This window comes from Rhodobacter sp. SY28-1 (assembly GCF_005222785.1).
GTDB lineage: Bacteria > Pseudomonadota > Alphaproteobacteria > Rhodobacterales > Rhodobacteraceae > Tabrizicola.
Genome location: NZ_STGH01000001.1, coordinates 212,435 through 224,006 on the forward strand (window position 1 = coordinate 212,435; position 11,572 = coordinate 224,006).

General features: G+C 64.6%; 12 protein-coding genes. 4 read left to right on the forward strand and 8 right to left on the reverse strand.

Features of this window, described 5'->3' with window-relative positions:
* Window positions 1-9: 9 nt before the first annotated feature.
* The 3 genes from E8M84_RS01030 to E8M84_RS01040 form a co-directional block, all read right to left on the reverse strand.
* Window positions 10-855 (reverse strand): fumarylacetoacetate hydrolase family protein, encoded by an 846-nt coding sequence (locus E8M84_RS01030; RefSeq protein ID WP_137109320.1) that lies wholly within the window; start codon window positions 853-855, stop codon window positions 10-12.
* Between the two features lie 9 nt (window positions 856-864).
* The gene (locus E8M84_RS01035; RefSeq protein ID WP_137109321.1) at window positions 865-1,605 is read right to left on the reverse strand and encodes an SDR family oxidoreductase; all 741 of its coding nucleotides are present in this window, start codon (window positions 1,603-1,605) and stop codon (window positions 865-867) included.
* Window positions 1,606-1,668: 63 nt separating this feature from the next.
* Window positions 1,669-2,448, reverse strand: coding sequence for an SDR family oxidoreductase (locus E8M84_RS01040; protein WP_137109322.1), 780 nt, complete (start codon window positions 2,446-2,448; stop codon window positions 1,669-1,671).
* A gap of 174 nt (window positions 2,449-2,622) precedes the next feature.
* Between E8M84_RS01040 and E8M84_RS01045 the strand changes: the two genes are divergently transcribed.
* Window positions 2,623-3,525 (forward strand): GntR family transcriptional regulator, encoded by a 903-nt coding sequence (locus tag E8M84_RS01045; RefSeq protein ID WP_137109323.1) that lies wholly within the window; start codon window positions 2,623-2,625, stop codon window positions 3,523-3,525.
* Window positions 3,526-3,574: 49 nt separating this feature from the next.
* On the opposite strand, the gene E8M84_RS01050 is transcribed toward E8M84_RS01045, so the two are convergent.
* The 3 genes from E8M84_RS01050 to E8M84_RS01060 form a co-directional block, all read right to left on the reverse strand.
* Window positions 3,575-4,495 (reverse strand): sugar ABC transporter substrate-binding protein, encoded by a 921-nt coding sequence (locus tag E8M84_RS01050; RefSeq protein ID WP_137109324.1) that lies wholly within the window; start codon window positions 4,493-4,495, stop codon window positions 3,575-3,577.
* 70 nt (window positions 4,496-4,565) lie between these two features.
* Complete coding sequence (locus tag E8M84_RS01055; RefSeq protein WP_137109325.1) at window positions 4,566-5,327, reverse strand: ATP-binding cassette domain-containing protein; 762 nt, start codon at window positions 5,325-5,327, stop codon at window positions 4,566-4,568.
* Window positions 5,324-6,376, reverse strand: coding sequence for an ABC transporter permease (locus E8M84_RS01060; protein WP_205914554.1), 1,053 nt, complete (start codon window positions 6,374-6,376; stop codon window positions 5,324-5,326). The genes E8M84_RS01055 and E8M84_RS01060 overlap by 4 nt, the downstream gene beginning before the upstream one ends.
* Before the next feature lie 113 nt (window positions 6,377-6,489).
* Here E8M84_RS01060 and E8M84_RS01065 point away from each other — a divergent pair, with 113 nt between their 5' ends.
* The gene (locus tag E8M84_RS01065; protein ID WP_137109326.1) at window positions 6,490-7,377 is read left to right on the forward strand and encodes a GntR family transcriptional regulator; all 888 of its coding nucleotides are present in this window, start codon (window positions 6,490-6,492) and stop codon (window positions 7,375-7,377) included.
* Here the strand turns inward: E8M84_RS01065 and E8M84_RS01070 are convergent.
* Both E8M84_RS01070 and E8M84_RS01075 read right to left on the reverse strand, forming a co-directional pair.
* Window positions 7,374-8,105, reverse strand: a complete 732-nt coding sequence (locus E8M84_RS01070) for a response regulator transcription factor (protein WP_137109327.1) — start codon at window positions 8,103-8,105, stop codon at window positions 7,374-7,376. The genes E8M84_RS01065 and E8M84_RS01070 overlap by 4 nt on opposite strands.
* Window positions 8,102-9,346, reverse strand: coding sequence for a sensor histidine kinase (locus tag E8M84_RS01075; protein WP_170971807.1), 1,245 nt, complete (start codon window positions 9,344-9,346; stop codon window positions 8,102-8,104). Before E8M84_RS01075 ends, E8M84_RS01070 begins: the two co-directional genes overlap by 4 nt.
* A gap of 211 nt (window positions 9,347-9,557) precedes the next feature.
* On the opposite strand from E8M84_RS01075, the gene E8M84_RS01080 reads away from it, so the two are divergent.
* Together E8M84_RS01080 and E8M84_RS01085 are read left to right on the forward strand one after the other, a co-directional pair.
* On the forward strand, window positions 9,558-10,442 hold the full coding sequence (locus tag E8M84_RS01080) for an SMP-30/gluconolactonase/LRE family protein (RefSeq protein WP_137109329.1): 885 nt from the start codon (window positions 9,558-9,560) through the stop codon (window positions 10,440-10,442).
* 34 nt (window positions 10,443-10,476) lie between these two features.
* Window positions 10,477-11,517, forward strand: a complete 1,041-nt coding sequence (locus E8M84_RS01085) for a sugar ABC transporter substrate-binding protein (protein WP_137109330.1) — start codon at window positions 10,477-10,479, stop codon at window positions 11,515-11,517.
* Window positions 11,518-11,572: the final 55 nt, after the last annotated feature.

Sequence of the window (11,572 nt, forward strand, 5' to 3'; positions counted from 1 at the left end):
GACGAGTGGTCAGCTGTCCGCGATCACGTCCTGCCGCTGCTGGCCAAGACCGGCGATTCCCAGCTCCACAACATCCCCGGCTTTCAAATAGCGCGGCGGTTTCTGCCCAAGTCCCACGCCGGGCGGCGTGCCAGTCGAGATCACGTCGCCGGGATGCAGCGTCATGAACTGCGACAGATAGCTGACCAGATGCGCCACGCCGTAGACCATGGTCCGGGTCGAGCCGTTCTGCATCTTCTCGCCGTTTACCGTCAGCCACATGTCCAGCGCCTGAGGGTTCGCAACCTCGTCCCGCGTCACCAGCCAGGGGCCGATCTGACCGAAGTTGTCGCAGCTTTTGCCCTTGGTCCATTGACCCGCACGCTCGGCCTGGAAAGCGCGTTCGCTGACGTCGTTGGCAACCGCGAAACCCGCGACATGCGCCATCGCATCCGCTTCGCTGACGTACTTCGCTCTGGTCCCGATGATGACCGCAAGCTCGACTTCCCAGTCGGTCTTCTGCGACCCGCGCGGAATGATGATCGGATCGTTGGGTCCGCAGATGGCGCTGGTGGCCTTCATGAAGATCACCGGCTCGGGTGGCACCGCCATGCCGCTTTCCGCCGCGTGATCAGCGTAGTTGAGGCCGATGCAAATGAACTTGCCCGTGCCCGCGACACAGGGACCAAGCCGCGTGCTGGCATCCACCACGGGAAGCGCTCCGGCATCGACACCGCGCAGCATCGCAAGTCCGGGATCCGACAGAACGCCGCCGCCGATGTCGGGCACAAGGCCGGTTAGATCGCGGATCGTGCCGTCAGTATGCAGCAGTCCGGGCTTTTCGGACCCTGCGGTCCCGTGACGCAAAAGCTTCATGTCATATCCTCAGATGTTGGCCCAGCCGCCGTCGATCACATGTGCGACGCCAGTGGTATACGAGGCTTCGTCGGACGCAAGGTAGACGACAAGCGCCGCGATCTCTTCCGCCCGCGCCATGCGGCCGATGGGCTGTCGCGCAGCGAAGGCGGCTCTCGCCGCGTCATAGTCTCCCATCGCACGCAGACGATCATCCAGCGACGGGCTTTCCACCGTCCCCGGGCAGATGGCATTGCAGCGGATACCCTTGCCGACAAAGTCGGCGGCGATGGATTTGGTCAGGCCAATCACCCCGGCCTTGGTCGCACCGTAGACAAAGCGGTTGGGCGCCGCGATCACCGAGGACGCGACCGAGGCCATGTTGATGATGGACCCGCCCCCCTGCGCCAGCATCCCGGGCAGGAAGGCCCGGCACATCCGGTACATGGCCGTCATGTTCAGATCGACGCTGAAGGCCCATTGGTCGTCGTCACAGTCCAGGATGGTGCCGTTTGCGACAAATCCCGCGCAATTGAACAGGACATCCACCCGTCCGGCGGCCTCGACCGTCCTGGCGATCTCGGCCGGGTCGCGCACATTCAGCAGACGGGTTTCGATGCCATGGTCCTTCAGGCTGTCCAGCGTGGCCGCATTGATGTCCGTGGCTAGGACATGTGCACCTTCGCGTGCCATCGCCAATGCGCTGGCACGCCCGATCCCCTGACCGGCCGCCGTGACCAGCACGCGTTTTCCCTTCAACCGTTCAGACAAGATGAAGCCCTCCTTCGGTTTGGCCCGCCCTTCGCACAATCTTGGGCAAGATGCGCTTGCACGTCACTTGCTGACCCCGGCCAGGGCGCGGTCAAGATGGACGTAGCCGCCATCCACGAAAAGCCACTGCCCGGTCAGGTGCCGCGCGCGGTCGGACAGGGCAAAGACCGTCATTGCGGCGATTTCAGCAGCCTCGGTCATGCGCTGACCAAGGGGAATGCGAGCGGTGATTTCGGCAAGCTTGGCCTCCGGATCGTCAAAGGTCCGGATCCAGCGGTCGTAAAGCGGTGTCATGACTTCTGCGGGTAGGACGGCGTTCACCCGCACACCATAGGGCGCGAAGGCCGCCGCCCATTCCCGGGTAAGGCCCAGTTGCGCGGCCTTGGCCGCGACATAGGCCGACGTGTTGCCCTGCCCGGTCACGGCGGTCTTCGAGCTAATGTTCACGATCGCGCCAGAGGCCGCCTTGATGTCATCCGCCAGAAGGTGAACCATCGTGTAGTAATGGATCAGGTTGCGGTCGAGCGACGCGCGAAACGCCTCTGGCCCCGCCTCGATCCCGATGCCGTCATTGACGCCGGCGTTGTTCACGAGGCCGTAGACTGTGCCGTAGCGCGCCTTGGTCTCTGCGACCGCCCGCCGACATTGGTCATCGCAAGACAGTTCAACCTCGACCCAACTGGCCCGCGGCCCAAGGTTTGCCAACCATGCCGCATCCGGTGCGCGGCGGGCGAAAATCACGGGAACCGCACCTTCGGCCGCCAGATCTTCCGAGATCGCCTGCCCGATGCCCGCGGCACCGCCGGTCACGACGATAACCTTTCCCCCAAGCCCCAGGTCCATGGCACACTCCCCGACTGTCCAGGTCCGTGCCCGCTATCCTTGAGGAGCCGGAAACCATCATTGCGGTCACTCTGGCCATCCCCCAGGAAACGGGCGTCAATCCTGATGAGGACTAGACGGGGGGCAGCAGCGATGTAAATTGTTTTTAATCGAAATCGTACAAAAGACCAGCGCGTGGCCCGCACCGACATCCGCTTTCGTGCCGCTTACAACCTGACGCTTTCCAGCCTTGCGGACATGCCGGTCGGCACGTCGCTGCCGTCCGAGCTGAAGCTTGCCGAGCGGCTGAAGGTCAGCCGGACTGTCGTCAGGGCGATCCTGCAGCGACTGGATGCGCAGGGGATCGTCCGCCTGGACGGGCGACGCAAGCCGCTGCTGCGGGTCCCGCGTGAGGCGGACTTTCTGGTCGAACCCGACGAGTACATCTCACTGGCCCAGCTTGAAAGCCGCTTTCTGAACTGGGTCCTTCGGTTCGACATCCCACCGGACACGCCGCTAAGCGTCGCGCAACTGGCCAAGCAGTTTTCCGTCCCGCCGCACCTTCTGCAAGAGTTTCTGGCCAGCCTTGGCCACTTCGGTCTGGTCGAAAGACGTCCGCGCGGGGGCTGGCGTCTTCTGGGCTTCACCGTGGACTACGCGATGGAGCTGTCCGACTTCCGCACCCTGCTGGAAGTGAACGCTGTCCGCACCGCCTGCACCCTGCCAGAAAGCGATCCCTTCTGGGCGGAACTGGAAGAGCTTGAGCGGCTGCACCACGACCTTTTGGGACGGATCGACACCGACTTCCGCGACTTCTCGCAACTTGACGAACGGTTTCACGTCACGATCATCGCCCTGGTCAAGAACCGCTTCGTCACGCATTTCCAGAAGGTCATCTCGCTGATCTTCCACTATCATTATCAGTGGGACAAAAGCGGCCAGCGTGAGCGGAACCGCGCGGCCATCGGCGAACATCGCGCCATCATCCGGGCGATCCGCACCCGTGATCCGGACATGGCGCAACTAGCGATGCAGACGCATCTGGCGACCTCGAAGAAGACCCTGATCGCGTCGTTCCGGGCCAACCGGCTGGGCTAGCCGGGAAAAGGCCCTGCCCGACGAAATCGGACAGGGCCCGGATCGTGACCTACTGAAACTCGGCCATGTTGGCCTTGGTGACCAGTGCCGCCCCTGAATCGATCAGGGACGGGACCGTTTCGCCACGGATCGCCTTGACCAGCGCATCGACGCCGTACTCGGCCATCTTGGTCGGGAACTGCGCGATCGTCGCGTCTTCAAGGCCATCGGCCATCGCCTCAGCCTCGCCGCAGCAGAAGTCAAAGCCGACCAGCTGGATCGCATCGGGGGCGATCCCGGCATTGGCGACCGCACGGGCGGCCCCGGCGGCCGGCGGACCGCAGGCGGCATAGATCGCCTTCAGCTCGGGCGTCTTGGTCAGCAGGTCTTCGGCCACACTTATGCCAAGCTCTTCGGTGCAGTTGGTGGCGCCGCGACCGACGATCTCGACCTTCAGCCCGCCAAGCCCTTCCAGCATTCCATTGACCCGATCATCCAGCGCCGGGACACCGGGGACACCCTCCAGGATTCCCAGCGTGTCGCCTTCCTTCAGGACGGTCGCCAGGTACTGCCCGGCCAGTTTGCCTGCCTCATAGTTGTTGGTCGTGGCCAGCGCCGTGCCGTTCGTCCAGTCCGGGATGTTGTTGTCCATCAGCACGACCTTGACGCCGGCCGCCACCGCCTTGTCCAGCGCTGCAGCCACGGTCGGGTCGACGGGGGTCAGAGCAATGCCCTGCACACCCTGCGCCACCATGGACTCGATCAGGGCAATCTGCCCTTCGATGTCCGTGGCCGAGGCGCCCTGCCCGAAGGTGATCTCAACGCCCGGATTCGCCGCGGCATAGGCCTTTGCGGCATCCTCCATCGACGCGAAGAAGGGCACCGGGAACTTGGTAATGAACCCGATCTTCACTGCATCCTGTGCCGCCACCGGACCTGCCGCGAATGCCGCAAGCGCCAAGGCGACGAGCTGTCGTCCCAGTCGTCTCATCCTGTCCTCCCATGTTGCGGATGCCCTTGGCATCCATTGCCTTGCCACGCCCGGAACGAACGTGGGTCTTTCACGCCTCGCCTCCGACAATCAGCGAGACGAGGTCCTGTCGGCTGGATTGGTCCGGCTTCAGATCGCCGACCTTGCGGCCCTGCCGCAGCACCACCGCGCGGTCCGCCAGTTCGGTGACGTGATCCATGTTGTGGGTGATCAGGATCACCGCGTTGCCTTCGGCCCGCAGCCGGGCAATCAGTTCAAGCACCTTGCGGGCCTCACGGAGGCCAAGAGCCGCAGTGGGTTCGTCCAGCAGAACGATGTTGCGGGCAAAGACCGTGGCGCGGGCGACAGCAATGGCCTGCCGTTGTCCGCCCGACATCATCGCCACCGGCGCATCCGGATGCGGCAGCCTGACCTGAAGCCGGTCGATCACCTCGGCCGCAGTCTTCCGCATCGCCGCCTTGTCGAGAAACCGCAGCGGGCGCGGCAGCCAGGCTGGATAGGACAGCTCGCGTCCCGCATAGAAGTTCTGGGCCGGGGACAGGTTATCGAACAGGGCCAGGTCCTGGTACACCGTCTCGATCCCGGCAGCCCGCGCTGCGGTCGGCGAGGCCAGTGTCACGGGGCGACCGTGCAGGTGGATTTCGCCTTCATCCAGCGCATGGAGTCCGCTTATGCATTTGACCAGGGTCGATTTGCCTGCACCATTGTCACCCAGAAGCGCCAGCACTTCCCCCGGCCAGGCATCCAGGCTGACATCCTGCAAGGCATGAATCGCGCCAAACCGCTTGTGCGCATGGCGGATCGACAGGACAGGCTGCGATGGCTCGGTCATGCCGTCCCCCGCGCCTGCTGGACCCGCGCCCGGGCTTCGAGGTGGGACCGCAGGACATCGGCCTCGACCGCCAGGACGATGATGAGCCCAATGGCGACCATCTGGTAGAACACCTCGACGTTGTGCAGGTTCAGCGCGTTGCGGATCACCCCGATCAGCACGGCCCCGATCAGCGCGTGCCCAAGGTGACCGCGCCCGCCAAGAAAGCTGGCGCCCCCGATGATGACCGCCGCGATGGTGTCCAGTTCCAGAAGCTGCCCGTAGACCGGGCTGGCCGCATCGGTCCGCCCTGCCAAGACGACGGCTCCGATCCCGGCGCAGAGGCCCGAGATCACATAGACCGCAACCAGCACACCCTTGACCGGAATCCCCATGCCAAGCGCCGCCTGCGGGTTGCCGCCAACTGCCGTGATCCAGCGCCCGACCACCATCATCCGGGTCATCACCAGAAGAAGGCCAGCCACCAGCACCACGACCAGAACACCCAGCGGCAGTCCGAGGACCGTCTGGGACCCCAGCGCGGCAATCGGGTCGGGCATCCCGCGCATCGTCGTATGGCCAGGGGCCAGCGCCAGGGCTAGGCCGCGGCAGATCGACAGCGTTGCCAACGTGATGATGAACGGATGCGGCAGGCGGCCATGGACATAGACCAACCCGTTGACCGCACCGACCAGTGCGCCGGTCGCAAGCATGGCCAGGACGACAGGCAGGGTGCCACCCGTGGCCTGATACGCCAGACCGCCCACAACCGTGCACAGGGCCAGATTGGACCCGACCGACAGGTCGATGCCGCGGGTCAGGATAACCAGCTGCTGCCCCATCGCAACGATTGCGATGACCGAGGTCTGCGCGAGGATGTTGCCCAGGTTGATCGGCTTGGCGAAGGCCGGAGTCACGGCCGCGATGCCAAGGACCAGAAGCACAAGGATCAGCAACGGCCCGGCAGAAAGCAGCCGCAGAGCCAGTCTGGTCGTCGCGTCCCCCTTGGGACCCTGCGCCGACTGGGCAAGGTTCGTCGTCCCAAGACCATTTTCCGTCTGACGCGCCACAAGGGGCACTCCCGCTCAGTTTCTTCTCTAATAAAATCCTATTTGTCAGACAAAAAACAAACTGTATCTTTCCCGGTAAAATACTGACCCTGCTGGTACGGACGGGCGCAGCCATGAAAGCCGATACGATCTTCAAACGGTCCTACAACGACGCGCTTGACCTAGTGGCGAAGGTCCCGCCCGGGGACTGCCTGCCGTCGGAAGTGCGGTTGTGTCTGGCGCTGGACGTCAGCCGCACGACGGTGCGCAAGGTGCTGCGGGCCTTGGCCGAAGCCAGCCTGATCTCCGATCCCGCCACCAAGCGGCGCCTGCCTACCGCCGCGGCAAGCTCGATCCGGTTCCAGGAATCCGAGACGATCCCCCGCGCAAAACGGTTCGAGCAGGAGGTGATGACCTACCTTCTGCGCGACAATGCAAGGCCGGGGACGCTGATCAACGAGCTCGACCTGGCCCGCCGCTTCGGCGTGGCGACGACCCTGGTCCGCGAATTCCTGAATCGGTTTCAGCGCGTCGGCCTGATCGACAAACGACCCAACGGCCGCTGGGTGTTCAAGGGCTTCACAGCCCGCTTTGCCATAGAACTGTTCGAGATCCGCGAGATGTTCGAACTGCGGTCCGCCCGCCTGGCGGCGGCACTGCCCGAGGGCGATCCGTTCTGGTCAAGCCTGATCGACCTGCGGGACCGGCATGTTTCGCTCATGGCCCGGATCGAACGGGATTTCGCGCAGTTTCCGGACCTGGACAGCGCATTCCATCAGCTGATCAATGCCGCCCATCCCAACCGGTTCATCGAGGGCTTCTTCGACATCATCACGCTGATCTTCCACTATCACTACCAATGGAACAAGGCGGACGAACGGCAGCGGAACGCCGTCGCCTTGGCCGAACACGTCGCCTACATCGACGCGCTTGTGTCCCGCAACCCCGACAGGGTCGAGGCCGCCTGCAAGGCGCACCTCGCTTCGGCGCGACACACCCTGTTGCGCGCGACCCGGGGCTAGCTGCGCGTCTTCTTCAGTTCCTCTGCATATTCGGTCTCGGCGATCTCGACCGTCCGCCCGTTGATCAACCGCCGGATCAGGGCCAGTGCCACGGCCCGTCCCCGGCTGTTGTAGACGGCGGGCGCGGCGCCCGGGGGCGGGCGTTCGTCAAGGCCAAGCTTCAGGTACAACTGCTGCAACCGCCCCTGCACCGACCGAAGCGAGATGTGGCGGCGTTCGGCAATCGCGTGGTCGGTCAGCCCGATCGCGATGTCCAGCAGCACTTCGTATTCGGTTTCGCTCAGCGACGAGGTGCGGGCCTGACGCCGTTCCTGCACCGAACGGACTTCGCGGTCGATGATGTTCTGGCCATCGACGAAGACGCACTGGATCGCGCGCGACAGCCGGTCCCGCGACGCGGATTTCAGCAGATAGCCGTAGGCAGTGTTCGCAGGCACGATCCGGGAAATGCCGCGCACATAGGCTTCGTCCGCATAGTTGGACCAGAACAGGATCGGGGTCGTCGGGGACCGCGCCCAGAGCCAGCGGGCAACCTGCACCCCCGTCTGACGCGGCATCTGCAAGTCCAGGATCACGCCGCGTGCGTCCTCTTCTTCCATCTGCCGGATGGCGTCCTCGCCATTGTCGACTTCGATCAGCCGATAGTCTCCGATGTCGCACTGACCAAGCACCTCACGCAGAAAGCCTCGGTGCAGGGGGTCGTCCTCGGCGATCAGGAAGGTCGTCATGTCTTCTCGCTTTCAGCGGTCTGCAAGGCGGCAGCGTTGTCGATCTCAAGCCGGATCTCGGTGCCTTGCGGTCCGGATTTCAGCTTGAAGCCGACATCGATCAGGGCAGCTCGCGTCCGCATGTTCGCGATGCCGGATGAGGGCCGCCGCGACTCGGGTGCCAACCCGGTGCCGTCATCCTGCACCCGGATCGTCACGCGCGGGCCGACAGCGGAAATGCGAACCGCAATCCGTTCCGCCCCGGAATGCCGGAAGGCGTTGTTCAGCGCCTCTTGCACGATCCGGTACAGGGCAACCTGAACCCGGGCCGGCATCCGGTTGATCATCCCGCCGCTGTCGTCCGTCATCTGCCAGTTTACCGGGCCTGCCGTCTGCGAGGCGGAGCGGCTCATCAAGGCCTCGACCGCCTCGACGAACCCGAACAGCTCCAGGACCGACGGCCGCGCGTCATCGACGATCACCCGCAGCTCACGCAGGCAATGGCTGACATCGTCTTCCAGCGCCTCAAGCTCGCCCCCGACGGCCCCGCCCCGCTCGGCCAACCGCCGGATGTTCCGGGAAATCCGCGACAGGTCGGCAACCGTCTGGTCATGCAGGTCCATGCCGATGGTGCGCCGCGCCTCTTCCATCGCTTCGGCCAGCTGCCGCGCGCCCAACCGCAACCCTTCGGCCCGCGCCTCGGTTTCGGCCTGCTGGACAGCGATCTTGCGGGCCAGCTCGCCCTGACGCAGCGCGTAGATATACCCGGACAGGATGTCCGCCACGATCCGGGCATTGCCGATGTCTTCGGCCAGATAGCTGCCGATCTCTTGCGTCGAGAACGACAGCGCGCCAAACACCCGCCCTTCAACCTTTAGCGGCACATGCAGGCGGCTGTGCAGGCCGACGGCAAAGATCGGGGTCGAGAAGGCGCCCTCGAAATGAAACCGCGGGTCGCTTTGTGCATCATTGGTGATGATGTGATCCACCCGACCGCGAAACAGATCTCGGATCGGACTGACATCGACCGCCTTTGTCGCCGTCGTCTCGGCATCCCATTCGGTGTGAAGGCCCGTCTCCCAGGCCGTGACCGCCTGCCCATCCGGCGACATCAGCGCGATGTCCACATGGTCGTGCGGCAGAAGGCCCGCGATCTCGTTCGAGGCCGCCCGGATCACGGCGCGAAAGTTCAGCTGACCTGCAATCGACGTCAGGATCGCGGTCACCTGCGGCATGTCGATGGGTCGGAAAGCTCGTTCCATATCCTCGCTCCAGCCCCAAGCTTCGCAGATTCCCAGCAAACGGAAAGCGCGGAGTTGCCCACGATCCTTGCGGGAACCCGCATGGCTTTTCCGGGTTTCGCGGCTGACGCAGGCGGGACCCAGGCGCAGACTTTTCACCGGGAGAGCAGAGGGTCGACCTCTGCCGGGGAGGACTACGCCAGTGCAGGACGTGACGATCCTGGATCCGCGCATGCGCGACCTGACTTTGCCCATCGCCCGGGTAGAGCGGATTTCCACGGGTCATCTCTGGGCGGAGGGGCCGGTCTGGCATGCCGCGGGCGAGTTCCTCTTGTGGTCGGACATCCCGCAGAACCGCACCTATCAATGGGTGCCGGATCTGGGCGTGCGCGTCTTCAGTCACGACAGCAACAACGCCAACGGCCAGACGATGGACGGCGCGGGCCGCCGGATCGTCTGCGAGCATCTGACCCGGTCGGTGGTGCGCTACGACCACGTGGGCCGTCGCGAAGTTCTGGCCGACCGCCATCAGGGCCTGCCGCTGAACGCGCCGAACGACGTCGTCGTGGCGCAGGACGGGGCCATCTGGTTCACCGATCCGACCTACGGGATCCTCAGTGACTACGAAGGCCGCCGGGCCGAGCCCAAACAGCCCGGCTGCTATGTCTATCGCATAGATCCCGCCACCGGCGCGGTCGAGCCGCGGATCACCACGATGCAAAAGCCGAACGGTCTGGCTTTCTCGCCCACGGGTGACCGGCTTTACGTTGCGGACAGTTCCGCCTCGCACGACAGCCGCGGCTACCGACATGTGCAGCGGTTTGCGATCGGTCCCGGTGGGACTGTCGGCACCGGACAGGTCCTGGCGCAGATCTCGAACGGCGTCCCGGACGGGTTGCGTGTCGACGAATTCGGCAACCTCTGGGTCAGCTCGGCCAGCGGGGTCGAGGTCTTCGCCGCAGACGGAACCGCCCTTGGCATCCTGAACCTGCCCGAACCCGCCGCGAACCTGTGCTTCGGCGGACCCAAAGGCAACCGCCTTTTCATCACGGCGTCGTCTTCGGTCTACGCCGTCTACACCGCCGTCTGCGGAGCCGGGCGCATCGGACGGACATGATCCGGCACACAAAACAATCGGGAGGACTCTGACCATGGCACACCACGACGACGACCAGCCAATGACCGGCCGCCGCGCGGTCTTGAAGGCCCTGACCCTTGCACCCGCAGCCGCTGCCGGTGCGTCGGCCGGGATGTTCGGCAGTATCGACGTCAAGACCGGGCGACCGATCATGACCCGCGCCGCTGCGCAGGACGGTGAAAGGGTGAAGATGGCCTTTATCCAGTGGATGCCGCACACGGTGCCGAACGCCTGGAGCCAGGGCATCGCCGAAGTGCTGGGCACGCAGAACGTGATCGACTACGAACTTCTGGACGGTCAGGGCAAGGTGGAGGTGCAGGTCAGCCTGATGGACACGCTGATCAACGACGGCACCAGCGTGATCTTCCTGCAACCCATCGACTCGGTCGCGCTTGCGCCCTCGATTGCCAAGGCCAAGCGCGAAGGCATCGCGGTCATCACTCTGAACATCGACGCGACCGAGCCTCATGCGGCCCATGTCGAGATGAACCACTACTACGGCGCGATGGAGATTGCCCGGGTGATGGGTGAGAAAATGGGCGGCGCGGGCAAGGTCGCGATCCTGAACGCACCCCCCGGCATCATCATCCGGGACCAGCGGACGAACGGGTTCGTCGAGGGCATGGCGAAGCACCACCCGGGGATCGAGATTGTCGCCGATCAGGTCGCGGACTGGGACCGCAAGAAGGCGCAGGACGTGCTGAACACCATCCTTGCCGCGACGCCCGATCTGGGCGGGGTCTACGGCGTGAACGACTCGATGGCGTTGGGCGCGGTCGATGTGGCCAAGGAGAAGGGTCTCCTGGGCAAGATGGTCATCTTCGGCAATGACGGCGAGAAGGACGCGCTGGCATCCATCGAGGCGAGCGAACTGACCGGAACCCAGTACACCGACGTGTTCCAGCAGGGCCGCTTTGCCGCCGCCGCCGCAACGGTGCTGGCAACGGGTCTCGTCTCCGCCGACGCCTTCGGCCAGCAGGGGCGGGTGCTGATGCCCTACCTGATTGCCACAGCGGATAATGTCGGACAAATTCAGCCGAACCAGCGCTGGTAATCCCTTGCACGAAAGGCCGGTCCGATGACAGCGGACCGGCCGCAGCCAGAGGGCC

Excerpts from the sequence above, each read along its gene's own strand:
- E8M84_RS01030 (WP_137109320.1), bottom strand. The coding sequence starts at position 855 with ATGAAGCTTTTGCGTCACGGGACCGCAGGGTCCGAAAAGCCCGGACTG.
- E8M84_RS01040 (WP_137109322.1), bottom strand. The coding sequence starts at position 2,448 with ATGGACCTGGGGCTTGGGGGAAAGGTTATCGTCGTGACCGGCGGTGCC.
- E8M84_RS01050 (WP_137109324.1), bottom strand. The coding sequence starts at position 4,495 with ATGAGACGACTGGGACGACAGCTCGTCGCCTTGGCGCTTGCGGCATTC.
- E8M84_RS01055 (WP_137109325.1), bottom strand. The coding sequence starts at position 5,327 with ATGACCGAGCCATCGCAGCCTGTCCTGTCGATCCGCCATGCGCACAAG.
- E8M84_RS01065 (WP_137109326.1), top strand. The coding sequence starts at position 6,490 with ATGAAAGCCGATACGATCTTCAAACGGTCCTACAACGACGCGCTTGAC.
- E8M84_RS01070 (WP_137109327.1), bottom strand. The coding sequence starts at position 8,105 with ATGACGACCTTCCTGATCGCCGAGGACGACCCCCTGCACCGAGGCTTT.
- E8M84_RS01075 (WP_170971807.1), bottom strand. The coding sequence starts at position 9,346 with ATGGAACGAGCTTTCCGACCCATCGACATGCCGCAGGTGACCGCGATC.
- E8M84_RS01080 (WP_137109329.1), top strand. The coding sequence starts at position 9,558 with ATGCGCGACCTGACTTTGCCCATCGCCCGGGTAGAGCGGATTTCCACG.
- E8M84_RS01085 (WP_137109330.1), top strand. The coding sequence starts at position 10,477 with ATGGCACACCACGACGACGACCAGCCAATGACCGGCCGCCGCGCGGTC.